We start from the raw sequence: 24321 nt of genomic DNA, 5'->3' as shown, positions 1-24321 counted from the left end.
TTCATTTAATTAATCATATCTTGCTTCGTAAACACTACAAAGGAAACAACGAGAGAGACCACTGCCCAAATTGTTAAATTCATTAACGAAAATCCCATCGATAAACCTTGTAGCGCTGGTAACTTTCCTGATAAATAATCTGTTAATGATAAATTGACGCTAAATATATATTTTGCACCTTCCCATGATGTTGCGAAAGAACTTAAAATACCACCAGCAATTAAAGCTGCTAACATGATTCCCATACCAGCGGGCGTATTACGAATCAAAACGGAAACCATGAAGGAGATTGTCCCGACAACTATTGCTACAAACCAAGCTAACCCATACGCCATTAAGTTATATTGCCATTGCGGGATTAAGTGCACAAAATTCGTATTTAATGTTTCCTTATCAATGACAAACCCTGTTAACACAGGTAAATTCCATCCTGCATATCCAAAAACAATGCCAGATAGTACATAAGAGAAAAGACCAACAAGCAATAATATAAGTGAAATAAACAAAAGCATCGTAACATATTTACTCAAGAGAATTTTCCAGCGCCTAATTGGACGAGTTAAAAGCATTTTCATTGTCCCATCACTTCTTTCACCCGATACAATATCAATTGCCACAATCATGACAAGAAGTGGGATAAACAATGTAATCCCTTGTTCAATGAACGCCCTTACAAAAGTTGGCGCTCCCGGTGCTGCTGGATTAATGTTATGATCTAAATAATATTGTTGCTGCTCTACTCTAACTTTAAGCCAATCTCGCCACTCTTCTGGCAACCTAGAATTGTTCAAACGATTTTGTGAATCGACAATTTGCTGCTGAAGTGCAACTTTCCAATCATTTGTCCCAAGCCTCTTTTGCGTTGTTTGTATCTCTCTATACTGCGCGTATACAAAAAGCGGAATGAGAATGACTAATATTAACATCACCACAAAAATACGTTTCTTACGATAAATTTTCTCAGATTCATTCAAAACAAGATTAGCAAATTCACGCATGTGCCTCACCTCTTGTGAGTTCAATAAATAGATCTTCTAATGTAAACACAAGTTCTTTCACACTATGTACCTCTATCTCACTCTCTACAAACCGCTTATTCCAACTGCTAATGGATTTCACATCCATACGGCATAGTAAACGATGGTGATCCATGCTAACTTCACTCACTTCTTCTGATTTTTCCAATAGATCTTTCGCCTTCAAAATGGGTGTAACAATCCACTCTACGCGGTCGCTTGCAGCTTTTATTAACTCTTCAATAGGAGCAACTGTAATAATTTTTCCTTTATGAATAATGGCTACGCGATCACATATCATTTGCACTTCACTCAATAAATGGCTTGAAATAAATACGCTCATCTTTTCATCTCTCACAAGCTTATGTATAAATTCTCTTAACTCTCTTATACCAGCGGGATCTAAACCATTTGTTGGCTCGTCTAATATAAGAAGTTTTGGTCTTCCAAGAAGAGCTTGTGCAATTCCAAGGCGTTGCTTCATTCCAAGAGAATATGTTTTTACTTTATCATGAATCCGTTCATCTAAATGAACCATCTTTGCAATTTCAAAAATACGTTCATCTGGTATATCGCCTAACATCCTTGCAAATTGCTTTAAATTTTCAAAGCCTGTTAAGTACGTATAAAGCTCTGGATTTTCAACAATACTACCAATTTGTCGCATTGCTTCTCGAAAATTGTCCTTAATATGATAACCACCGATAGAAATTTCACCTTCCGTTGCCTGAATCAGTCCAACTAACATTCGAATGGTTGTCGTTTTCCCTGCACCATTTGGTCCAAGAAATCCAAACACTTCTCCTTGTTTCACATCAAATGAAATATTTTCTACAAGCGTCTTCTTTCCGATAACCTTTTTTACATTCCTTACCGAAAGGATTGTCGTCATTTGGCTCCTCCCCCTTGTAGCTTTAACTTACTTATAACATTTTTCACTAAGCGATCTGCCATATATGAATAACCTATTTCATTCGGATGAAAATGATCTGAATACAATAGTTCTTTTCCGCGACTTTGAAACAAATCGAATGTCGGTACAATGTATACATTTTTATGATTGACTGCTATTTTTTCTAACGATGCATTCCAATCTACGACAATATTTGATGAGCCTTTTAAATCTTCTACATCTTCGAAAGGATTATATAACCCAAGCCAAAAAATAGGACTATCCGCATTTACTTTACGCACTTCTGTTATAATTTTTTTCGCTTGATTTTGAAACGTTTCCGTATCTGGACGGTATGTTTCCAAGTCTATTTTCCCAAGCGATTCCCAACCTGGGAATAAATCATTCCCTCCAATTGTTAACACAATAAGATCCGCACGCTTAATGGAATATTTAGCACCGCTACTCTCGATTTGCTGTAACAAATTCGGCATCTTCGCTCCACTAACAGCTAAATTCGTTAATGCAACTTTTGTCTTATTCCCTTTTTCCAACTCTTCTTTCATGCGTCCAACATAACCAATTCCTTCTTTATCACCAACACCTCTCGTTAGCGAGTCCCCTAAGCTAACGACTTGCAACGCCTCAAATTTCTTTTTTTCTTTTCCTTGCACTTCTTCTCGTTTCATGACGAAATTCGAGGCTTTTGGATTCAATACATCGTTAATACCTGAAAGAAAACCGTATGCAAATAAGCAAAAAGACGCCACCGTAAGAAGTAATATTCCCTTTACTAATTTTGCCCTCATATGAAAACTCCTTTTCGTTCCCTTAGATTGTTCCTAATTATACCAAACCACAATTTGAAAAGCGATTTTGCCCATTATGTTGTTTCTCACTCTCTTCATTGTGACCGAACTTTTCCGCATAAATAAAGCCTATTGAGTTATGAAAAACTCAATAGGCCTTTTCTACTTTATTGTAAAACAACTTCCCGAATATAATCAGACACAACCTTCTCATTATTTGGCAACTGGATTCAGCTGTTTTGTATCAATCGCAATACTCAAATCTTTCAAACCAGCCCCTAGCCTTTCCATATTACTTCGCATCCCCTTCGATTCGATAGTTTGCTTTCACACAATCTACTTCCTCATATGATCCCAGTGTATATAAAATATATTCGTAGTCTGCCAGAGATGCACGATGAGTAACGATAACAATTTCAGCTTTTCCTTTCTCCTGAAGTGGCATTTGAATAATTTTTTCAAAGCTTACACCTCGTTCAGAGAATAGCGATGTAATTTTTGCAAATACACCAATTTCATCTTTTACATGCAATCGTAAAAACTTTTTCACAAAAATTTCATGAGGCTCTTTTAATACTTTCTCATACTGTGGAGAAACTGCACTATTACCCGTTACACCAAGGCGAATATTTTGCATAACGGCAACGAGGTCAGAAACAACCGCCGTTGCTGTTGGTAAACTTCCAGCACCAGGACCGTAAAACATCGTCTCCCCTACTGCCTCCCCGTATACATATACAGCATTATATTCATTTTGAACAGCTGCTAGAGGATGTGTATTGGAAAGCAAAGTTGGCTCAACTGTTACTTCTAGCCTGTCGCCATCACGCTTTGCAAGTCCGATTAACTTGATTGTATAGCCTAAACTCTTACTATATGCAATATCTTCTTCCGTAATAGAAGTAATCCCCTTCACTTTCACATCCCCAAGTTCTACATTGGTAGAGAAACCAAGAGTCGCTAAAATCGTCATCTTTCTTGCCGCATCTAAACCTTCTACGTCTGATGTTGGATCTGCTTCAGCAAATCCAAGCTGCTGCGCTTCTCTTAACACGTCGTCATACGCTCTCCCTTCGTCAGACATTTTTGTCAAAATAAAGTTTGTTGTGCCATTCACGATCCCCATTACTTTTGTAATCAAATCTGAGGAAAGCCCCTCTACAATGCTTCGTAAAATAGGGATACCACCTGCAACACTTGCCTCATAAAATAAATCAGCGCTGTTTTCTTTTGCCACTGTTAAAAGTTCTGCCCCATGTAAAGCCATTAAATCTTTATTGGCAGTCACAACATGTTTTCCATTCTTTAAAGCTTGCAAAATATAAGCTTTTGCTTCTTCTATCCCGCCCATTACTTCAATAACAACATCAATATTCGGATCATCTATAATTTCATTTGCACGTTTCGTTAATAAATTAGGGGATACTTGGATCTCACGTTCTTTATCTATATTTTGCACGAGTACTTTTGCTACTTTCACTGGGCAACCTACTTGGTGCATTAATCGATCCTGATGGTTCTCGATAATACGAACCACACCGCTTCCGACTGTTCCAAGTCCTAATAACCCTACCTGAATCTCATTCATAACACTGTCCACCCCTCTAAAAAAATGTATTTAGATGCCATTATATAATTTAAAATTCTGAAAAACAATGTATTTTGAACATTACAAAAATAGAAATTGGTCTATGCAAAGAAAACGCCACCACATGTTATCGCATCCTTTACAAAATATAAGGGGTTTCTTGATATACATAATAATTAAGCCAATTCGAAAATAGTAAATTCCCATGACTTCGCCATCTAACAAGTGGTTTTTCATCTGGATTATTATACTTGAAATAGTTTTTTGGAACTGCTATATCCAATCCTCTTTGTATATCCCGTTCATATTCTCGTTTTAATGTATCACAGCTATATTCACTATGCCCAAGAACGAAAATATATTTTCCATTTTGTCCGATAACAAGATGGACACCAGCTTCTTCTGAAGTTGCAAGCAATTTCAAGTCTTCTACCTTTTCTATGTCTTTTGCATGTACTTCTGTATGACGAGAATGCGGTGCAAAAAAGAGCTCATCAAATCCTTGTAACAATTTCACATGTTGCTCAAGTACTTCATGTTCAAACACACCGAACATTTTTTCTTCAAGCGGATATTTAGGAATCCCATAATGATAGTACAATCCAGCTTGTGCTCCCCAACAAATATGCAATGTAGACGTTACATTCGTTTTCGAATAGTCCATTATTTTCTTGAGCTCTTCCCAATAATCCACATCTTCAAATGGAAGAGTTTCAATCGGAGCTCCTGTAATAATAAGCCCATCAAATCTCTCTTTTTCAATATCGCGAAATGTCTTATAAAAACTTGTTAAATGATCTTGCGCTACATTGCGAGAGATATGCGATTCCATATGAAGTAAATGCACATCTAATTGAAGGGGCGTATTACCGAGTAATCTAAGTAATTGCGCCTCGGTTTCTTGCTTTTTGGGCATTAAGTTCAAAATTGCAATTTTTAAAGCTCTAATATCTTGTGTTTCTGCTCGCTCCTTTGTCATGGCAAAAATATTTTCTTCTTGCAACACTTTACGAGCTGGTAAATCCTTGTCAATTATGATTGGCATGTGTTTTGCCCCCAATTAAAGCTGCATCCAAATCAGCAATAATATCAGAAACATCTTCTATACCAACTGATAAACGAATTAAATCTGACGTAACACCGGCTAAACGTTGATCTTCTTCCGTTAACTGTCTATGTGTTGTACTAGCAGGGTGAATCACACAAGTTCTTGCATCTGCGACATGTGTTACAAGCGTTGCCAATTTCACATTTGCGATAAATTCTTTCGCCGCTTCTAGTCCGCCTTTAATTCCAAACGTTAAAACTCCACTTGCACCTTTTGATAAGTATTTTTGCGCCAATGAATAGTTTTCGTTACTCTCTAATCCTGGATAATTGACCCACTCAATACGCTCATGCTTAGAAAGCCACTTTGCGATTGCAAGAGCATTTTCACTATGACGTTCCATTCTCAAATGCAACGTTTCTAAACCAATATTGCTAATATATGCATTAAATGGGCTCATACAATTTCCATAGTCCCTTAATAATTGAACACGCGCTTTCACAATATATGCCGCTTCCCTAAAATCCTGTACATAACTTACACCGTGATAACTTGGATCAGGTTCTACAAGTTCGGGATATTTTCCATTCGTCCAATCAAAATTCCCTCCATCAATTACAACGCCACCTAATGAGCTTGCATGCCCATCAATATACTTTGTTGTAGAATGAACTACAATATTTGCTCCATGCTCAAACGCCTGACATAAATATGGCGTTGCTAATGTGTTATCAACAATAAACGGTACGTCTAGTTCTGTTGCAGCACGAGAAAATTCCTTGAAGTTCAAAACGTTCATAGCTGGATTTCCAAGTGATTCTGCATAAATAAGCTTTGTTTTATCATTGGCAAGTGCCACAATTTCATCAGCGGATAAGTTCGGATTAAAGAATGTAACATCAATCCCAAGCTTACGCAAACTAACTCCAAACAAGTTAAAAGTCCCTCCATAAACGGTTGAAGAACAAAGTAAATGGTCACCACTGCTACAAATATTTAAAATAGCAAGCATAATAGCAGCCTGGCCAGAAGCTGTTGCAACAGCGCCTACACCACCCTCTAGTTCCGCTAACTTCTGCTCAAATGCTGCAATTGTCGGATTCCCAATACGTGTATAGATATACCCTTCTGCTTCTAAATTAAAAAGCGCCGCCAAATCATCTGATGTGTCGTATTTATATGTTGTACTTTGATAAAGTGGTAGAACGCGCGGCTCCCCATTCTTTGGTGTATATCCCCCTTGCACACAGATTGTTCCTTTTCCCCATGATTCGCTCATTTCTCATACTCCCTTCTTATATAAAACAAATAAAAAAACTGCTTCTTTCCTGAATGAGAAAGAAGCAGTTTAAAAACACGCTCTAAAATTCCTTCTTATCTCTCAGGATTTATTACCTGCAGGATTTGGCACAATTCCGATATTCGGCTGTTGCCAAGGCTTCATAGGGCCTGTCCCTCCACCTTTTCTTGATAAGACTATGCAATTACCAATGATTTTATAGCAATTATTTTCTAATGTCAATTTATTTACTGAATCTTTACAAAACAATATATTAACTGTTTATTTTTCTTTTCAAAAAATTAAAATTATATAACTATACTGTTTTTCATATCCTATATAACAATAACAAACAAGTATCTCTTAGTAACTACTTTATCATCACAGCTGTGCCATAACCGATTCACTCTGTCAACCCTTGCCCAGCGGTCATCTCAAAGCGCAGACCAACAATAGCATTGGCCCCTAATCTTTGTCTCTTTCTCCAAACGTCCTTTTACCATTTTCTTAGAAATCCTCTAGTATTTCTACTAGTTCTTCCTCAACAATTGACTTTAAATCTTTATTGAACAACACTTCCCGTTATGAATCCAAAAATGCCTGTAATCGTTTTTGTTGGTACTGAATCTGTAGATACCATCAACATTTTTATCCTGCTACATATATAAAAAGCAACTTTTTATTTAAATGAACATAAATTTCCAGTTTATAATAAAAAATAGATATCCTTTCAAGGGAACAATCCACTTTTTTACTTTGTACTTATTCACAACATTGATATAATGATTAAAAATGCAGTTATCATTATATCACCTGAGGGGGCTTTTACAATGACATTAAATAAAGCACTTACAATTGCTGGTTCTGACACAAGCGGTGGTGCCGGAATGCAAGCGGATTTAAAAACATTCCAAGAACTTGGTGTATACGGAATGACATCTCTTACAACAATCGTAACAATGGATCCACACAATGGCTGGGCACATAACGTATTTCCTATCCCTGTTTCTACATTAAAACCACAATTAGAAACAACAATTGAAGGTGTCGGTGTAGATGCATTAAAAACAGGTATGCTTGGATCAGTAGAGATTATCGAAATGGTTGCTGAAACAATCGAAAAACATAATCTAAAAAACGTTGTCGTAGATCCAGTTATGGTTTGTAAAGGAGCAGACGAAGCTTTACATCCTGAAACAAATGACTGCTTACGTGATGTTCTTGTACCAAAAGCATTAATTGTAACACCAAATTTATTTGAAGCATATCAATTAAGCGGTGTAAAAATTACTTCTCTTGCAGACATGAAAGAAGCAGCGAAAAAAATTCATGCTTTAGGTGCAAAATATGTACTGATTAAAGGCGGTAACAAATTAGGTACAGAAACAGCAATTGATGTATTATATGATGGTGAAACATTTGAACTTTTAGAATCAGAAAAAATTGATACAACAAATACACATGGTGCAGGTTGCACATACTCAGCAGCCATTACAGCTGAACTTGCAAAAGGTAAATCTGTAAAAGAAGCTGTAAAAGTTGCGAAGGAATTCATTACTGCGGCGATTCGTCATTCGTTTAAAATCAACGAATATGTAGGCCCAACACATCACGGTGCATATCGTAAATTTGCCGGAAAAGAACTTGTATAACGACGCAAAAATAAAGCTATCAAACGGTAGCTTTATTTTTTTCTGTTCCACGTGAAACGTAAACCGAAGAAGAAGAGCGAAACCCCGCTCTTCTTCTTAACAACATCTTGATACTTTTCCGCCTTTTGCATTAAATCTTGCTTCTTGTGCCTCTGCAAAAAATTGTTTTCGGCATAAAATGGGATCTCCAGGATGATTTTCTTTCATATGAGTGACATATGTTTCATAACTTGGAACGCCAACAAGCAAGCTAATGAATTGTTTTCTTGCTCCCCATATGTTTCCTAATTTTTTAAGCATAATTTCTCGACTCACTTTCATCTCTTGGAATATATGGTGCTTCTTTTAATGGTGTAGCTTTGTTTTGCAACACACGAATCCATATACGAATTGCAGAAATTAGAACTGCTATGACGACTAACATGAAAATTCCACAAAGTGCCGCATCAATATAATCATTGAAAATGATTTGTTTCATTTGTGCGATATTTTTTGCTGGTGCTACTATTTTTCCTTCATCTAGTGCACCTTGAAATACTTTTGCATGCGATAAAAATCCGATTTTAGGATTTTCATGGAACAGCTTTTGATAACCAGCTGTCATTGTTACAATTAGCAATCCGATTGTTGGGATAAGCGTTACCCAAACGTATAGCTTTTTACCCATTTTGAATAAAATAGTTGTTCCAAGTAATAAAGCAATTCCAGCTAGCATTTGGTTAGCAATACCGAAGAGTGGCCATAATGTATTAATGCCACCAAGAGGATCCACTACTCCCTGATATAAGAAGTAACCCCATCCTAATACGCATAATGTTGTGGCGGTCACATTTGCTACTGTGGAATCTGTTCTTGCAAACGGCTTATATACATGCCCTAATATATCTTGAATCATAAAACGGCCTATGCGTGTTCCTGCATCAATTGTCGTTAAAATAAATAGTGCTTCAAATAAAATGGCGAAGTGATACCAAAATGCCATCATCGCTGTACCGCCCAATATTTGTGAAAAGATATAAGCCATTCCGATTGCTAATGTTGGTGCACCACCTGTTCGAGATAATATCGTTTGTTCTCCTACATTTGTAGCCAGTTCTTTTAACTCATTTGGTGTAATCGCAAATCCCCATGATGAAATAACTTGTGCAGCCTGGGTTACATCTGTACCGATAAGAGCCGCTGGACTATTAATCGCAAAATAAGTTCCCGGTGTTAACACACATGCTGCAATCATTGCCATTGCTGCAACGAATGATTCCATTAACATTGCCCCATAACCAATTGGTTGTGCATGCCCTTCTCTTTCAATCATTTTTGGCGTAGTACCTGAAGAAACTAAAGCATGAAATCCTGATACCGCACCACAAGCAATTGTAATAAACAAAAATGGAAATAAGTTCCCTGAAAATACCGGGCCTGTTCCATCAATAAACTTTGAAACAGCAGGCATTTGTAATTGTGGTGCAACAATGACAATGCCAATTGCCAATCCAACGATTGTACCAATCTTCAAAAATGTACTTAAATAATCACGCGGTGCAAGCAGCATCCAAACGGGAAGTGCAGATGCGATAAAGCCATATACAATAAGCATGATAGCAATTGTTTCGCCACTAAACGTGAACATGCTTGCAAGGGTAGGATTTTCAGCTACATACTGTCCACCAATAAGGGCTAAAATAAGCAAAATAATTCCAATAACCGATCCTTCTCCCACTCTTCCTGGACGAATATAGCGCATATACACTCCCATTAAAATAGCAATTGGGATTGTTGCTGCAATCGTAAACATCCCCCACGGGCTTCCAATAAGCGCTTTCACAACTACTAAAGCCAATACAGCTAATAAAATAATCATAATGCCTAAAATCCCAATCATTGCGATTAACCCTGTAATAGGACCAATCTCATCCTTAATCATTTCCCCTAACGACTTTCCATTTCGTCTCATTGAAGCAAACAAAATGACAAAATCTTGTACTGCTCCTGCAATAACAACCCCAACAATAATCCAAATCGTTCCTGGTAAATACCCCATCTGCGCTGCTAAAATGGGGCCTACTAGAGGACCAGCTCCTGCTATAGCTGCAAAGTGGTGACCAAATAGCACCCATTTATTCGTTGGTACATAGTCTTTTCCATCATTCAATGTCTCAGCAGGTGTTTGCCGATTATGATCTAGTTCAAATACTTTTCTCGCTATAAATCTACTATAAAATCGATATGCAACGGCATATACTGAAACTGCAGCGACTAATAACCAAATGGCATTAATCGTTTCCCCCTGTGATAGAGCAATCACCCCAAATCCGGTAGCTCCTAATACTGAGATTATCCCCCAAAGCAAAATTGATTTGAATGCCTTCACATACAATCCCCCCAATATAACTTCTTAGTGGAGATTGTACTAAATTTTCTGAATATTTAATTTGAATCCTCCTTATCATGAAGGATTCTTATGTTATCATGTTCATATTCTCTCACAACTTGTTACAATTCAATTTTATTCCGAAGTCGTTTTACATAGTTTCGACTAACAGGAATCGGCCGTTCATCATACTTTTCCAAATAAAGATTATACGTTCCATTATAATAAGGTTTTAGTTCCCGTACATATATAACATTAATTAAATAACTCTTATGAACGCGTAAGAAATCATATGTACTCAATTTATTTTCTAACTCTTGAAGTGTATATGTTGAAATATAATGATTATTTATTGTATAAATAGAAACTGTTTTATTTTCTTTATTCTTACTTACATATACGATATCCTCGGGAAAAATGTACGTAATGCCTTCATGACTTTCAATTGGCAGCTTTCGTAAATAACTTCTCGTTTTCTTTCCAATTTCTTGCTCCATTCTGTGCGCTAAAAATAATACATCATCTTGATGAAATGGTCGCAGCAAATAATAAAATGCTCGAAAACGAAAAGCCATAACAGCCCCCTCAACATTCTCCCCTATAAATACAAATTTTATATTGCAATTTTGCTCTCGCAACAAGTTGGAAAACTCAAATCCTGTTCCGTCTCTTAGCTGCGTATCTAAAAAAACGAAATCTGGAGCATGCTTTTTTGCGATATGTAAAGACTCCGTTCCAGTGATTGCTTCCAGACATTCTACATTTCGTATATTTTCTGTAAATAATTCAATTAATCTATTGCGTCTTTCTACCTCGTCCATAATAAATAAAATTTTCATTTGCCCAACCACCTAATTGTTTTGTCCATGTGTCTTGTTTTATACATTCGCTTTCATTGGAAATAAACCCTTTTTTAAGCTTTATTTTCTACTTACCATTATTCCGCATAAAAATAGAAAAAAGGAAGTCACCACAACTTCCTTTTTTCTTATACTAATTCTTGCTGCTTCGTTTCTTTTCCAAGTACGATTACCGAAAGTACTCCAATTAAAATAGAAGCACAAAAGATTGTAAAAATGAATGAAAGGGACGTTTGCGAAGCAACTAAATATCCTACTACAAGTGGACCTAAAATCCCTCCAATACGACCAAATGCAGCAGCCATGCCTGCTCCTGTTCCACGAATCACTGTCGGATATTGCTCAGGCGTATATGCATACAAGGCACCCCAAGCCCCTAAATTAAAGAAAGATAGAAACATACCTGCTACCACTAATATAGTTACAGAATCTGCAATACCAAATATATAAGCACTACAAGCTGTACCAATTAAATATGTGATCAGTACAAACTTCCGACCCACACGTTCAATAAACCAAGCGGCTGTAAAATATCCAGGTAGTTGTGCTAGCGTCATAATCAATACATATTCAAAACTTTTTATTAAGCTAAATCCCTTTAATACCATTACGCTTGGTAGCCAAAGAAACATACCGTAGTAAGAAAAAACAACACAGAACCATAAAACCCATAGCATAACAGTAGCTTTCCGATACTCTTTAGACCAAACAGCTTTTATATTGGTCATAACAGATTGTCTCTTTTCTACTTTTTCAAACTTAGGTGAATCTGGCAACTTCCATCTTAAATACAGAGCATAAATGGCTGGCACTGCACTTAAAACCATCGCTACTTCCCAACCATATTTCGGAATGACAAAATATGAAATAAGAGCAGCGATTAACCATCCTCCTGCCCAAAAACTTTCGAGCAAAACAACAATTCTTCCGCGTTCATGCGCCTCTACGCTTTCAGATACAAGTGTAGAAGCAACCGGGAGTTCCCCGCCAAGCCCCATACCAATTAAAAAACGTAAAATAAGAAATGCACTTATTGTTGTTGTTAAAGCCGTCAAACCACTACCGATCGAAAAAAGTAATAATGTGATAACAAAGACCGATTTTCGTCCCCTTTTATCTGCCATTATTCCAAATAAAAAGGCTCCTACTGCCATACCGATAGAGTTTATGCTACCAATCCAACCTATCTCCTGACTTGTTAATCCCCACTCTTTTTGTAAAGCTACAATGACAAATGAAAGCATTCCGACATCCATTGCGTCAAATAGCCATCCAAGCCCCGCTATCCCGAGAAGCTTTCGCTTTGAAATTTCTTTTACCTTCCCCACTAGAAGTCCTCCTAACACAGGTGTCTTTACACATAATTTTACACATGTGTACTACATAAGTAAAACAAATTTATCCCGCTATTTTAGCTATAGTAAGGCTCCACTCAAACATTCAAGTGAAAACAAAGAAGTTAAGTGAGGATATAGTTATCTGTAAAGGTTTGATTCATGAATATGGAGAGAGCCTACTCATTAACGTTTCACTTTATCATTCCCCTAGACTTATCCTTTCATTACTTTCGTAGATAAACGTCCTAAATGGATGGTAGCCGGCTCTGCCATGTTCATATGTATAAAAAAAAAAGCAGCGAGGCTTCGCTACTTCTTCGAACGCATTACTTCTTTTAAAAACTCTACCAATACAAGCTGACGGCGCCAACGAGTTGGGTTACTACATAAACGATAGAACCACTCTAAGTGAATGGCTTGAATCCATTTTGGTGCACGCTTTACCTCACCAGCCCAAACATCAAAACTTCCACCTACACCGACTGCCATCTTTGCTTGTAAGCGATTTTTATTATTTTGAATGAAATTTTCTTGTCTTGGAAACCCAAGTGCAACGAGTAATAGATCTGGTTTTGTTTCTTGAATACGAGAAATAATATTCTCTTCTTCTTCAGGCTTAAAGTATCCATCCTGCAAACCAACGATGTTTATAGCCGAATATGTTTTCTTTAAGTGATCTGCAGCCCCTTTCACAACATGCGGCTTTGCACCTAATAAGAACACGGATACAGATTTATTTTCTTTTGAAAGTTCTCCAAATAAATAATTCATTAAGTCAAAGCCTGCTACCCGTTCTTGAAGTGGTGTCCCTAACATAGCGCTTGCTTTTACAACACCAATGCCATCTGGGGTAATTACATCTGCTTGTAAAAGTGTTTTTTGGAAACTTGAATCTTTTTTTGCACACATAACAATTTCAGGATTTGCTGTTACAACTTGAAATGTATGATCTTGTCCAACTTCCAGCTGTTTCATAAGATATTGTACAGTTTCTTCCATCGTCATTGTAGAGAAAGGAACACCTAAAATATCAACTGTTTGTACTGCCATAATTACAATCCTCTCTATTATTCAAGGTTATTTCGCTATTAATTGTTTATATGTTTCTTTCGTATCTTCATATAACTTGTGCAGTGAGAAATTTGCTACAGCATGCTCGTAAATCCGTTTACCCATTACAGCAAGTTCACCTGTTTTCCATTTTTCATACGCTTGTTCTAAAGCATTAGCTAAAGCTTTCCCATCACCTACTGGAACAACCCATCCATATGTGTCATCTACGATTAACGGTTCAATTTCACCAGCTTTCGTTACAATAGATGGTACACGTTGATTTGCTGCTTCTAATAGAACTAACGGAAACCCTTCACTGTGAGATGTTAATAAGTTAATATGGGCCGATGCAAATAACTGTTTCACATCTTGACGATGTCCTAAAAATTGGACCTTATCTTCAATTCCTTTTTCTTTCGCTAAAGCCTTTAAGTCTTCCTCTAATGGACCATCACCTACTAATAACACCTTAATTTTAGACAATGAAGTCTGATTTAATGCATCAAATAATACTTCATGTCCTTTAACTGGATGGAGCCGCGCAACTTGAATAGCCGTAAACACATCTTCTTCAATATGAAACTTTTCTTTCTTATCGTAACCTTGCGCTTTTTCCTTATCATATTCAATTCCATTATAAATAACACGCATCTTTTCACTAGAAATCCCCAATTGTTCCAAACTCTTTTTCAAGCGATTTGTTACAACAAAGAATAAATCTATATCTTTTAAAGCCTTTAAGTTTAATTTCGTAAAAATCCATCCTTTTAAACCTTGCTTTGTAAAGTCTTGAAACGGATCACTATGAATTGTTGTCACCCATTTTGCAGCAATCCTTTTTTTCATAAGAGAAACGTAAAAGTTTGCTCTAGGACCGTGTGTATGGACAACATCAAATTGTTCCTCATTAATGAATCTACTTATATTTTTTAAAATAGATAAATCGTAGCGAGACTTCTGTGAGAACACATGAACTTTGATCCCTAGCTCCCTTGCTTCCCTCGCAACAATTCCGTCTTCAAATACTGCCAGTTCTACTTCATCGGTTGGGAACTGATCGAGAAGTGAAATAATATGTGTCTTTCCTCCCCCGTCTTCTGCTCCTGCATTCATATGCAATATCCTCATTCTTTTTTCCTCCTTTAAATCCTCGCCACATTTCCATCTACCTTTTATTTTACTGTACTAAAAAATAAAAGCTAACAAAAGTTAGCTTTTATTTTTATCATTCAATTTCTAAATCTACAATGAGGTAAGCTAACACCACTATAAAGTAAATTCCAACCCCTGGTGCTGTCAAAATATGTCCCGCAATATATGCAATACCTAAAGCTAAAGCTAAACTCGTTGCAAGCATTCCATATTTTATATTAACGATGTCTTTAAATCTTGTAATCATACGGAATAAGATTCTGAATCCATAGTAAATGAATGGGATCATCATTAACAAAAAGCCAATGATTCCAAAATCATAAAACCAATCATGAAAGTCCATTTCAATTAACTTTGGATCTGGTTGTTTTTGTTCGTTGTATTTAAAATTACCTGCGTAACCCATTCCTAATAACTTTTGTGACATTGGAGCTTCTTTAAAGAATTGCTGATGTCTTTCCGCATATACTTGACGTCCACTGAATATGAGGTTCTCTTGATTTTCCTTTTGCTGCTCTTTCTGAAGTTCCTTTTTAACTTCTTCTTCAACTTTCTCTTTTTCTTCTGCTTTTTCCTTGTTATGTTTCTGTTCTTTTAATTTTTCTTTAATTTCTTTTTCCTTTTGTTCTTGTTGTGCCGCATTTTGTTCTGCTAAATAGTTATTATGAATACCCATGTTTTGTGCTAAAGGTGTCTTCTTAAACGTTCCAATCACACCTGCTAATAGAACAATAGCAATGATACTATTAAGTAATAATGCCTTTTTGTTTGGATTTCTTCTATCAAATAATACTTGAAGGAGAAGAATGATAATAGCTGCTGCCAATGTTGCACCAATTGAGCCCATACCTACTTTTGTACCAACTTGAATTAAAGAATAAATCATCAATAGAGACGGAATCCAGTATAAAATACTCGTAATCCCTTTTGTCTTCTGAACAGAGTATAATACTACAATCGGGAAGATGATAGCCAAAATAGATCCTAACTCATTTCCAGCATAAAACCATCCACGAGAGCCAACTTTCATCCATTGATAACTACCAAAGTCTGTAGATGTTGCAATAGAAACAACCATAACAATATTGATAATTAATGTAGAATACGTAATATTATTTCTAACTTTTTCACCAATATTTGTAATTTTCTTCAATGATTTTAAGGCTAAAATGTATGAAGACAGCATAATATATATATACAATGCTTTTGCGAAGAATTTAACTTCCTCACCCATTATAATTGGATTCTTATTTAGCTTATTATTTATAAAACCTAGGCATAATACGAAACCTAGTACTACTAGATAAATCAAAAACTTCCTATTCTCTTTTTCTTTTGCCTGCAATAAAATATAAATACCACAAACAGCCATAACAAGAAATCTTGCCATTACCCCGAATGTTGTATTTATTTTTAATACGATAATACTAAGCGAAGTTAATAAATCTAAAACAGGTTGTAAAATAATAAAAAAGAGCAAAAATTGCTCAAACCTAATCCTAGTTTGATTTGTCAACATTCTTAGACCTCCATAAAAAATCATTACATTATCATGTAGACGTTATTTATTCCATTTAAATATACCTAGCAATTATAACATAACTCATATTTAAATTGAGAAATATTTTTATCCTAGCTCCAGTCCCTGCTTCTCTCCATTAGGATAAAAAACCTCCTTCCTTCTTCTTGTAATAACAATAAATACTATCGATATACTACTAATTTCCATTTTTAACTATAATATAAAATAAGTTCTATGCAAAATCTATTTATTTATATTTTTTGAAATACATCTACTTAAAATACCTATAAAACTATTCATTTTATGTCATATTACCTTCAACTATCCATCCATTCCCCTTCCAAGATTTATCCTCTTTTTATAACATTTTCAAACGCTTTCTTTATGTATTTCATACGTTTTTTGACATGTAACGAAAAGTAATTGTTATTTCGATAACTTTAGTGTATATTTTTTCTCTGGAACATCTTTAGGAGGAAGGGATTAGAGCCATGTTATTAATCGATATCTTTACGTTTCTTGGTATTATTGCCGCTGCTATTTCTGGTACATTAGTTGGTTTAAAGAAAGATCTAGATTTTTTTGGTGTCCTTTGTTTAGCTGTAGCTACTGCACTTGGTGGCGGAATTATCCGTGATATTTTGATTGGTAACCTACCTCCCGTTGCATTTATAAAACCAATTTACTTTTTTGTTAGTGTCTTATCTGCACTCTTTACTTGTATGTTTTTCGAGCGTATTAACAAATTACAAGTTGTGATTATGCTTTCTGATGCGGTTGGCTTAGGCGTTTTCACTGCAATCGGCGCTAATGCGGCAATGTTACATCATGTTGATGCTTCCTTTTTAGTTGTGTCAATGGGTGTGATTACAGGTATTGGCGGAGGAATTATGCGTGATATTTGTGCGCAAGATATCCCTTATGTATTTCGCAAAGAAATTTACGCCATTGCTTCCATTCTCGGTGCAATTAGTTTCTTGATTACATATGAGCTAGGTGCACACGTATTAGCTTTCTATATTTGTTTACTCGTAACATTCATCATACGCGTAGTCACAGTTATATATAATGTACATTTCCCCGTTTTCTTTAAAACGCATGCGAAAATAACGAAAGGTCAGTAAGAGAATTTCAAAAGAAGTTCTCTTATTTTGTTATGTTCAATATTAATATAGAGTAATATTCAAAAAATGGTTATAATTAGAAAAGAACGCAAAATGAAAACGCTTTATATAACAGGGGGAAAGAGCAATGTTTGGGGCTTTCAAGAAAAAGGATGCACATAGCAGTACAAGTATTATCGAATTAAGTCAACAACAGAAAATAACCTTCAATGTTACAAATCCTGCATTAAAGATGCAGATGGATATGCTTCATATTACGAAAGAAGACCTACAAGTTGTGAAAGTATTACAACCATTTATTTACGAGCAAATAGAATGGATAACAGATAAATTCTATAGCAATATTACAAAGCAGCCACACTTAATCGAAATCATTGAACGCTATAGTTCCGTAACAAAATTAAAGCAAACTTTAATGCAACATATTAAGGAATTATTTAGTGGCAATATCGATGAAGAGTTTATTGAACGCCGTATTCGAATTGCTAAAAAACATGTCAAAATTGGCTTACATAGAAAATGGTATACAGCTGCTTATCAAGAACTATTCCGTTCCGTCATGAAAATTTTAAAAGCAAACATTTCAACGATAGATGATTTCTCTTATTCTCTGAATGTAATAAATAAATTGTTCACACTCGAACAAGAACTTGTTATTGCAGCCTATGAATCAGAATATGAAAAGATTCAAAAAGAACATGAGAAAGAAAAAGAAATTACAGCAATGACGATTAAACATATTGCCATGGAGCTCGCAGCAATTTCCGAAAAAAATAGTGCCTCTATTCATCAATTAACGACACAATCGGAAAAGATTGTTGAAATCGCCAAAACAGGTACAGAGTTAGCAATAACTTCTGAAGAAAAAGCAAATAAAGGAAAAAATCAACTAGGCACTCAAAATAAGCGAATGGAAAGCATTCAATCTAATATGGAAACAATTATTACAGACACAAGGGAACTTCTTGATATTTCTAAAAAAATCAATGAAATTATTGATATTGTAAAATCAATTGCTGAACAAACAAACTTACTTGCATTAAATGCCGCCATTGAATCTGCACGTGCGGGAGAGTTTGGCAAAGGATTTGCGGTTGTGGCAGATGAAATTCGCAAATTATCTGAACAAACGAAGGAATCTATCACAAATGTTACAAAGCTAGTTGAAAAAACAAATACGCAAATCATACATGTTTCCTCATCTGTGGAACAAATTAGCTCCCTTGTAACTGAGGGAACAGGTAGTATGCATGAAACGGACCATTATTTCCAAGAAATTGTTAATGATATGTCAAATTCAAAAGAACAAACCCAAAAAATTGAAAATGAACTAAAAGTTATATCTCAAGTTATGAAGAGGATCCAAGACGATTCTTCGCAAATGGCTTTAACCGCAGAGAACTTACAAATGGAATTAACTAGATAATATCAGTTGAAGTTCTCCTTCTTACTGATAAAAAAATGTAATTCCGCCTACTCCAAATCTTAAATAAGGAGTCTTACCGCCCGAAAATAGCGAAAAAAATAAAAGAATCCATTTAGGATTCTTTTATTTTTTAAAAAAGATTTTTTGACAATAGAAATAACTCATATAAACCCCGAGGCTTTGTATAATAAAGAACCCAGGTAGTATTAAATTTTCATATACGGTATTAGAATGAAAAAGTTTCATACCAATATATCCAACAATAAGCAATATAAATAGCATGTATCCTTCATTTTGCTGCTTTCTAATCATCAAATGCAGCAGAGCAATTGCTGTAAATAAGGTAATAACGATATATGTAAGCTTCTCATACTTAAACAGTACAAAATTCATTCCTTCACTTGATAATTGATCTATGCTTGGCTTTAGAAAAGCATACCGCTCAACCTCTATCTCATTCAGCTGTTGATCTATATGTTTCTTTATATTTGAATTTTTCATTTCCTGCTGCTGATTATTATGATCTCCGATTAAGACTGATTGTACATATGCCTCATTAGAGATTGTATATTGAGGCATTCCTATCGTTTGCATCCAATAGCTGATTCCAAAGTGCATCACATAAAACATAACAACTATCCCTATCATTTTTAGAAGCACACTTTGTTTTGGTGATGCTTGAAACATTTCTACTAACATGACATATACGAGTACAACAATTATTAAAAATATACCTACAGGGTGAATCATATTACTGAATGCTAATAAAATTGCAACAAAGCCCCACATATAAGAATGACTTAAACCTTTATGTAAAAGAATATAACAAGCAAAATAAAATAAACATGTCGCTAACGGTTCAGCTGTTAATAAAGCACTCGTAAGAATGTTTGGGATATAGAAAGCATACACAACTGCCGCGATACGTCCGCACTCTTCTTGAAATACGATAGATGCGATTCGATAAATGAAAAATGCAGTTCCGGTACAAAATAAAATATTGCATAATTGTAAAACGAAGATTGTATCCCCAAATATACGAATTAATAGTGATTGGTAAATAATAAAAGGCAATTGTGCAACAGCACCAATACTATTTCCAAGCGCAACTTGTTTTGCAGACTCATACATCGATTTCATATCGCCTATAAGCGGGGCGTCTCCAAATAGAACGAATCCAAGCCTAACAAGGATCGTTATACTAATGAGAAAAATAAGAAATTGTTGATGTGTAAAACGATATTGCAAAATAGATGCAATTAATAAAAGAAGTATAACAAATATAATAAATACAATAATTATACTCGTTGTACTTCCACCAAAAAATTGCTTTGCTGCTTCAAAAGATGACCACCAAGAATAACCATAAAACATGAGCAGTAACCCAATAATCATTTTGCTAAAAAAAGATGAAAAACCTGTTTGGATTTGATTCATATGTCCATAGCACCTCTATTTCCATTTATGACAAAACGATTCTATCATGAATGAGCACATAGCTGATAGGGAATTTATATAACAAATAAGGAGTTCATCATTTTTTACTTGCAATGTAAGCGAAACCTCTTTTACACTACAATCTATATAAAAATAAATTTTCTTTCAGTTACATGCATACAAATACGAAAGTGTTAATCTTCCTTTCCTATCATATTTTACTTATTTATAACGGAAGTAAAATCCGATAAATATTACATTCCTTTTATACTAAAAAACATGTCACTCTGATTGAAAACAGAAAATAGGAGTTGTTTATATGGAAAAAAAATTTATGAGGGAATCAAAAGCAATTAAAACAACAAGAGTTTTTCCAAATGACTTAAACAATCATCAAACTTTATTTGGCGGAAAATTATTAGCAGAAATTGATAGCGTTGCTTCTATTGCAGCAGCTAGACATAGCCGTAAGCATTGTGTAACAGCCTCTATTGATTCTGTCGATTTCTTAACACCTATTCATCAAGCTGATTCTGTTTGTTATGAAGCGTTTGTATGTTACACAGGGAAATCTTCCATGGAAGTATTCGTAAAGGTCGTTGCAGAAAATTTATTATCTGGTGAACGTCGTATTGCTGCCACTTGTTTCATCACATTCGTTGCACTAAAAGACGGCAAACCATCCTCTGTGCCACAAGTACTTCCGGAAACTGATGAAGAACATTGGCTCTATACAACTGGTGCAGAGCGTGCAGAAAATCGTAAAAAAGGGCGTTTGAAAAGTAAAGAAATGGCTGAAGTATTAACTTTAAATAAACCGTGGAATATATAATTTCTCGTACATGCAAAGATGATTCCTTTTCTTTGCGTGTATTTTTTTATTTCAATAAAGTGATAATACATGAAATCAAGATTGATGAAGTAGAATTTTCTTTATCCTAAGGCTTTATATCTCTCCACCCATTTAACTTCTTTACTTTCACAGAATGTTGAAGTGAAGTCTTACCAGCTAAAAATAACAGAAAGTATCTCCTTTTCTTTACAAATTCCACTTCAGCTTGTCCTTTATTTTGGTATACTATTAATGGTATATTAGATAAAGTGCATTTAAAAAGAACTATACTATATTAAATATACAAGGGATGGTGCGATAATGTCTGTTGAGGTGCCAATTTCAATACCAAAAACATTGATTATTATTCCTGCTTATAACGAGGAAGAAGCAATCGCTGATACGTTAACTAGACTTTTAAAATTAAAACAACATTTTTCACAACTAAGTATTTGTGTCATAAATGATGGTTCAAAAGATAAAACATCTGATATCGTAAAAAATTTTCCTGTACATCTTGTAAATTTACCATACAACTTAGGGATTGGATCCGCTGTACAAACTGGTTACAAATATGCTTATGAAAATGGATATGACATTGCCATTCAGTTCGACGCCGATGGGCAACATAATCCTGATGATTTATACAAAATTATCAAACCAATTGCTGAAGATGAATGTGATATGGTGTTAGGTTCTCGCTTTACAGAAAAAACAGCATATAAAGGTAGTATTTCACGAAGAATTGGTATTTTCTATTTCACTGCCTTATTAAAACTATTAACAAAACAAACATTTATGGATCCAACTTCTGGATACCGTGCTATTAATCGTGAAGTGATTAAAATTTTTGCACATAATTATCCAAAAGATTATCCAGAACCCGAAGTTCTTATTCACTTAAAAAAGAAAAAACTTCGCATTAACGAAATATCTGTCAATATGCAAGAAAGACAAGGTGGACAATCTTCTATTACACCTCTTAAATCCGCATATTACATGATTAAAGTAAGTCTAGCTATCTTAATGCAAAAAATCGTGAAAGGTTGATCATGAATGCCTATAGTTACCTTTTCATTTATCTTTATTCTATTATTATTTTTTCTAATTATTAATTCTATCCGTCAGGGAACTTTGGAAACGAAATACTCTATTTTATGGATTTTTGTTTGTATCTCTATGGCTATTTTAAGCTCTACAGATAAGATTATAAATTGGATTGGCCAGTTGTTAAAAGTGGAGTATCCTCCATCCGTCTTATTTCTATTTGGTCTTTTATTCTGTTTTGTGTTAATTTTTGACTTAACGCGAAAGATTTCTAAATTTCATCATCAACTTGTCACATTAACGCAAGATTACGCATTATTAAAACAACAATTAGAGCATAAAGAACAACAATTAAAAAGCCAAGAACAACAATTATCTCGCTTAAACGAACAATAAACAATTTATTTCCAAATTTAAATAACCCCCTTCTATTTCCATCAAATAGAAGGGGGTTTTATTAACCTTTCACAATGAACTCTTTCTTTAAAAAGAGTTTGCTCACTTTCATTATAGCTACTGTAATTCCTATTCCTATTATAATAAATAAAAGTGGCATTAACGGTAGCGCGTAACGTTCATAGGCAACATATAAAGACGTAAAGTATGTTTGAAAAAGAAGAAGACCCCATAAAAATACATACTCTCTCCATTTTCTCCAAAATAATACGAATGAAAGAATTGTACAAATGAAAAATAATTGTTTAATAGATTCAAAAAATCCTTTCATATTTTCCCCTGAAATATCAAATATCTTTATATTATGCCCCGGATAATAATAAGGCTTTTCCCACAAAATTTCTGGTTTTAAAACAAGATAACTTCTTAGCATAGATTCTTTATCTGTACGCCACCATTCCTTCATACGATCCACTGCAATCTCTTTTTCCATTTGCATAAGTTCATGCGCCTCAATATGAGGATATTTCTCATGTAATTCCGCTTCAATTTCATCCATACCCTTTTCTTTTGGATACCCTTCTCCTTGATAAGTTCCAAGTAATAAAGGATTTCCTGCTCCACCAGTTAAAGGAATAAACTGATGAAATTGAATATAATTGCGAACCCACCAAGGACCAAGAATGATACATAATAATACGAAACTAACGATCGCTTGCTTCATCATAATACGAAATGGATAGCGCTTTATTAAAAGGTAAACAAAGAGTAAAATCGGATATAATGCAATTTGCACCCGAAAATACAAAGCGAAAAAATAAAAGAGTAATACAATGAAAAGGTCTTTCATTGCGTGAGTATTGGCTAATTTTAAACTCCAATATAATAAACCAAGTGAAAAAAATAAAAATGGACCCTCTGTTAATGTTAAATTTTCCACTACTACCTCGGGAGGATAACAAGCTAATAGAAACGCAGCTATGAATCCCGCTGCTGGATTTAAGATGTACGTGGCAATTTTATAAGTCATATAAATGCTAGCTACACCAAAAAGCATCATTATGAATTTAGCTATAAATAGTCCACTATCCCCACTACCAAAAAAATAAAATATAGAGGCTAATAACATCGATTGCCCCGGCATAATATGAATAGTTGGTTTAGCTGGGTCATGATATGTTAGCATACCAGTATCCAATAAAACCTTTGCACTCTTTTGATAACCTATATCATCACTAGCAATTGTTAAGTCTACACCATACGTTGTTAAGGTCAAAAAGCGAAACAAAAATCCTATAAACAAAATCATACTCAAAAGGGCCCATTTTACCTTTTGAGTCGGTTGGTCTAACATAGAAATCCTCCTTTAGTTACATACGTATATCTCCTTATTACAAAAGAGCAAATTACATTTCCACTCAAATTATTACTATTATATAACATCCAACCTTTTAAACAAGATATAATAATTAGAAAGTTGATT

Annotated in this window: 21 protein-coding genes, 2 pseudogenes and 1 riboswitch; of the genes and pseudogenes, 7 read left to right on the top strand and 16 right to left on the bottom strand. The window is 34.9% G+C overall.

Annotation, left to right across the window (positions count from 1 at the left end; genetic code table 11):
* Positions 1-5: 5 nt before the first annotated feature.
* From MR058_RS17250 to MR058_RS23725, 7 genes and pseudogenes are all read right to left on the bottom strand, one after another.
* On the bottom strand, positions 6-998 hold the full coding sequence (locus MR058_RS17250; protein WP_242145131.1) for an ABC transporter permease subunit: 993 nt from the start codon (positions 996-998) through the stop codon (positions 6-8).
* Positions 991-1908 carry an ABC transporter ATP-binding protein gene (locus MR058_RS17245; RefSeq protein ID WP_242145130.1) on the bottom strand — a complete coding sequence of 306 codons (918 nt, stop codon included), beginning with the start codon at positions 1906-1908 and terminating at the stop codon, positions 991-993. Before MR058_RS17245 ends, MR058_RS17250 begins: the two co-directional genes overlap by 8 nt.
* Positions 1905-2717 carry an SGNH/GDSL hydrolase family protein gene (locus tag MR058_RS17240; RefSeq protein WP_242145129.1) on the bottom strand — a complete coding sequence of 271 codons (813 nt, stop codon included), beginning with the start codon at positions 2715-2717 and terminating at the stop codon, positions 1905-1907. The genes MR058_RS17245 and MR058_RS17240 overlap by 4 nt, the downstream gene beginning before the upstream one ends.
* Before the next feature lie 292 nt (positions 2718-3009).
* On the bottom strand, positions 3010-4305 hold the full coding sequence (locus tag MR058_RS17235) for a homoserine dehydrogenase (protein ID WP_242145128.1): 1296 nt from the start codon (positions 4303-4305) through the stop codon (positions 3010-3012).
* A 139-nt stretch (positions 4306-4444) separates the two neighbouring features.
* Entirely contained in the window at positions 4445-5350 is a 906-nt protein-coding gene (gene metA / locus MR058_RS17230) for a homoserine O-acetyltransferase MetA (protein ID WP_242145127.1), read from the bottom strand.
* Positions 5334-6632 carry a bifunctional O-acetylhomoserine aminocarboxypropyltransferase/cysteine synthase gene (locus MR058_RS17225; RefSeq protein ID WP_242145126.1) on the bottom strand — a complete coding sequence of 433 codons (1299 nt, stop codon included), beginning with the start codon at positions 6630-6632 and terminating at the stop codon, positions 5334-5336. Before MR058_RS17225 ends, metA begins: the two co-directional genes overlap by 17 nt.
* Positions 6633-6724: 92 nt before the next feature.
* A riboswitch (SAM riboswitch) is annotated at positions 6725-6830 on the bottom strand.
* A 205-nt stretch (positions 6831-7035) separates the two neighbouring features.
* Positions 7036-7278, bottom strand: a pseudogene (locus MR058_RS23725) (heavy metal-binding domain-containing protein).
* A gap of 184 nt (positions 7279-7462) precedes the next feature.
* Here MR058_RS23725 and pdxK point away from each other — a divergent pair.
* Positions 7463-8284, top strand: coding sequence for a pyridoxine/pyridoxal/pyridoxamine kinase (pdxK, locus tag MR058_RS17220; protein ID WP_242145125.1), 822 nt, complete (start codon positions 7463-7465; stop codon positions 8282-8284).
* Positions 8285-8380: 96 nt separating this feature from the next.
* On the opposite strand, the gene MR058_RS17215 is transcribed toward pdxK, so the two are convergent.
* The 7 genes from MR058_RS17215 to MR058_RS17185 form a co-directional block, all read right to left on the bottom strand.
* Entirely contained in the window at positions 8381-8584 is a 204-nt protein-coding gene (locus MR058_RS17215) for a YbdD/YjiX family protein (RefSeq protein WP_242145186.1), read from the bottom strand.
* Entirely contained in the window at positions 8577-10652 is a 2076-nt protein-coding gene (locus MR058_RS17210; RefSeq protein WP_242145124.1) for a carbon starvation CstA family protein, read from the bottom strand. Before MR058_RS17210 ends, MR058_RS17215 begins: the two co-directional genes overlap by 8 nt.
* Before the next feature lie 122 nt (positions 10653-10774).
* Entirely contained in the window at positions 10775-11491 is a 717-nt protein-coding gene (locus MR058_RS17205) for a LytR/AlgR family response regulator transcription factor (protein ID WP_242145123.1), read from the bottom strand.
* 149 nt (positions 11492-11640) lie between these two features.
* The gene (locus MR058_RS17200) at positions 11641-12840 is read right to left on the bottom strand and encodes an MFS transporter (protein ID WP_242145122.1); all 1200 of its coding nucleotides are present in this window, start codon (positions 12838-12840) and stop codon (positions 11641-11643) included.
* A 318-nt stretch (positions 12841-13158) separates the two neighbouring features.
* The gene (locus MR058_RS17195) at positions 13159-13899 is read right to left on the bottom strand and encodes a WecB/TagA/CpsF family glycosyltransferase (protein WP_242145121.1); all 741 of its coding nucleotides are present in this window, start codon (positions 13897-13899) and stop codon (positions 13159-13161) included.
* A 27-nt stretch (positions 13900-13926) separates the two neighbouring features.
* Entirely contained in the window at positions 13927-15030 is a 1104-nt protein-coding gene (locus MR058_RS17190) for a glycosyltransferase (protein WP_242145119.1), read from the bottom strand.
* 97 nt (positions 15031-15127) lie between these two features.
* On the bottom strand, positions 15128-16573 hold the full coding sequence (locus MR058_RS17185) for an O-antigen ligase family protein (RefSeq protein ID WP_242145118.1): 1446 nt from the start codon (positions 16571-16573) through the stop codon (positions 15128-15130).
* A gap of 494 nt (positions 16574-17067) precedes the next feature.
* Between MR058_RS17185 and MR058_RS17180 the strand changes: the two genes are divergently transcribed.
* The 3 genes and pseudogenes from MR058_RS17180 (at position 17068) to MR058_RS23715 (ending at position 19126) form a co-directional block, all read left to right on the top strand.
* On the top strand, positions 17068-17700 hold the full coding sequence (locus MR058_RS17180) for a trimeric intracellular cation channel family protein (RefSeq protein ID WP_242145116.1): 633 nt from the start codon (positions 17068-17070) through the stop codon (positions 17698-17700).
* A 127-nt stretch (positions 17701-17827) separates the two neighbouring features.
* Positions 17828-18322: pseudogene (locus MR058_RS23720) on the top strand (protoglobin domain-containing protein); the annotation flags it as partial.
* A gap of 102 nt (positions 18323-18424) precedes the next feature.
* The gene (locus tag MR058_RS23715; RefSeq protein WP_396021456.1) at positions 18425-19126 is read left to right on the top strand and encodes a methyl-accepting chemotaxis protein; all 702 of its coding nucleotides are present in this window, start codon (positions 18425-18427) and stop codon (positions 19124-19126) included.
* Positions 19127-19249: 123 nt separating this feature from the next.
* On the opposite strand, the gene MR058_RS17170 is transcribed toward MR058_RS23715, so the two are convergent.
* On the bottom strand, positions 19250-20563 hold the full coding sequence (locus MR058_RS17170; protein WP_242145114.1) for a glycosyltransferase family 39 protein: 1314 nt from the start codon (positions 20561-20563) through the stop codon (positions 19250-19252).
* Positions 20564-20882: 319 nt separating this feature from the next.
* Here MR058_RS17170 and MR058_RS17165 point away from each other — a divergent pair, with 319 nt between their 5' ends.
* From MR058_RS17165 to MR058_RS17155, 3 genes are all read left to right on the top strand, one after another.
* Positions 20883-21395 carry an acyl-CoA thioesterase gene (locus tag MR058_RS17165; RefSeq protein WP_242145112.1) on the top strand — a complete coding sequence of 171 codons (513 nt, stop codon included), beginning with the start codon at positions 20883-20885 and terminating at the stop codon, positions 21393-21395.
* Positions 21396-21716: 321 nt separating this feature from the next.
* Positions 21717-22445, top strand: a complete 729-nt coding sequence (locus MR058_RS17160) for a glycosyltransferase family 2 protein (protein WP_012096391.1) — start codon at positions 21717-21719, stop codon at positions 22443-22445.
* Between the two features lie 6 nt (positions 22446-22451).
* A complete protein-coding gene (locus MR058_RS17155) occupies positions 22452-22838 on the top strand; it encodes a DUF2304 domain-containing protein (RefSeq protein WP_242145111.1) in 387 nt (128 codons plus the stop codon).
* Positions 22839-22899: 61 nt separating this feature from the next.
* Here MR058_RS17155 and MR058_RS17150 read toward each other — a convergent pair whose 3' ends face one another.
* A complete protein-coding gene (locus tag MR058_RS17150; protein WP_242145110.1) occupies positions 22900-24192 on the bottom strand; it encodes an ArnT family glycosyltransferase in 1293 nt (430 codons plus the stop codon).
* Positions 24193-24321: the final 129 nt, after the last annotated feature.

Origin of the sequence: Bacillus cereus group sp. BfR-BA-01430, from assembly GCF_022663115.1 — a bacterium.
Taxonomy (GTDB): Bacteria; Bacillota; Bacilli; order Bacillales; family Bacillaceae_G; genus Bacillus_A; species Bacillus_A cereus_BD.
The sequence above is the reverse complement of the archived record's forward strand: the minus strand, read 5'-3'. Positions and strand labels throughout refer to the sequence as shown.

Bases quoted from the DNA above. Each gene is read 5' to 3' on its own strand.
- MR058_RS17250 (WP_242145131.1), bottom strand. From the start codon at position 998: ATGCGTGAATTTGCTAATCTTGTTTTGAATGAATCTGAGAAAATTTAT.
- MR058_RS17245 (WP_242145130.1), bottom strand. From the start codon at position 1,908: ATGACGACAATCCTTTCGGTAAGGAATGTAAAAAAGGTTATCGGAAAG.
- MR058_RS17240 (WP_242145129.1), bottom strand. From the start codon at position 2,717: ATGAGGGCAAAATTAGTAAAGGGAATATTACTTCTTACGGTGGCGTCT.
- MR058_RS17235 (WP_242145128.1), bottom strand. From the start codon at position 4,305: ATGAATGAGATTCAGGTAGGGTTATTAGGACTTGGAACAGTCGGAAGC.
- metA (WP_242145127.1), bottom strand. From the start codon at position 5,350: ATGCCAATCATAATTGACAAGGATTTACCAGCTCGTAAAGTGTTGCAA.
- MR058_RS17225 (WP_242145126.1), bottom strand. From the start codon at position 6,632: ATGAGCGAATCATGGGGAAAAGGAACAATCTGTGTGCAAGGGGGATAT.
- pdxK (WP_242145125.1), top strand. From the start codon at position 7,463: ATGACATTAAATAAAGCACTTACAATTGCTGGTTCTGACACAAGCGGT.
- MR058_RS17215 (WP_242145186.1), bottom strand. From the start codon at position 8,584: ATGCTTAAAAAATTAGGAAACATATGGGGAGCAAGAAAACAATTCATT.
- MR058_RS17205 (WP_242145123.1), bottom strand. From the start codon at position 11,491: ATGAAAATTTTATTTATTATGGACGAGGTAGAAAGACGCAATAGATTA.
- MR058_RS17195 (WP_242145121.1), bottom strand. From the start codon at position 13,899: ATGGCAGTACAAACAGTTGATATTTTAGGTGTTCCTTTCTCTACAATG.
- MR058_RS17190 (WP_242145119.1), bottom strand. From the start codon at position 15,030: ATGAGGATATTGCATATGAATGCAGGAGCAGAAGACGGGGGAGGAAAG.
- MR058_RS17185 (WP_242145118.1), bottom strand. From the start codon at position 16,573: ATGTTGACAAATCAAACTAGGATTAGGTTTGAGCAATTTTTGCTCTTT.
- MR058_RS17180 (WP_242145116.1), top strand. From the start codon at position 17,068: ATGTTATTAATCGATATCTTTACGTTTCTTGGTATTATTGCCGCTGCT.
- MR058_RS23715 (WP_396021456.1), top strand. From the start codon at position 18,425: ATGACGATTAAACATATTGCCATGGAGCTCGCAGCAATTTCCGAAAAA.
- MR058_RS17170 (WP_242145114.1), bottom strand. From the start codon at position 20,563: ATGAATCAAATCCAAACAGGTTTTTCATCTTTTTTTAGCAAAATGATT.
- MR058_RS17165 (WP_242145112.1), top strand. From the start codon at position 20,883: ATGGAAAAAAAATTTATGAGGGAATCAAAAGCAATTAAAACAACAAGA.
- MR058_RS17160 (WP_012096391.1), top strand. From the start codon at position 21,717: ATGTCTGTTGAGGTGCCAATTTCAATACCAAAAACATTGATTATTATT.
- MR058_RS17155 (WP_242145111.1), top strand. From the start codon at position 22,452: ATGCCTATAGTTACCTTTTCATTTATCTTTATTCTATTATTATTTTTT.
- MR058_RS17150 (WP_242145110.1), bottom strand. From the start codon at position 24,192: ATGTTAGACCAACCGACTCAAAAGGTAAAATGGGCCCTTTTGAGTATG.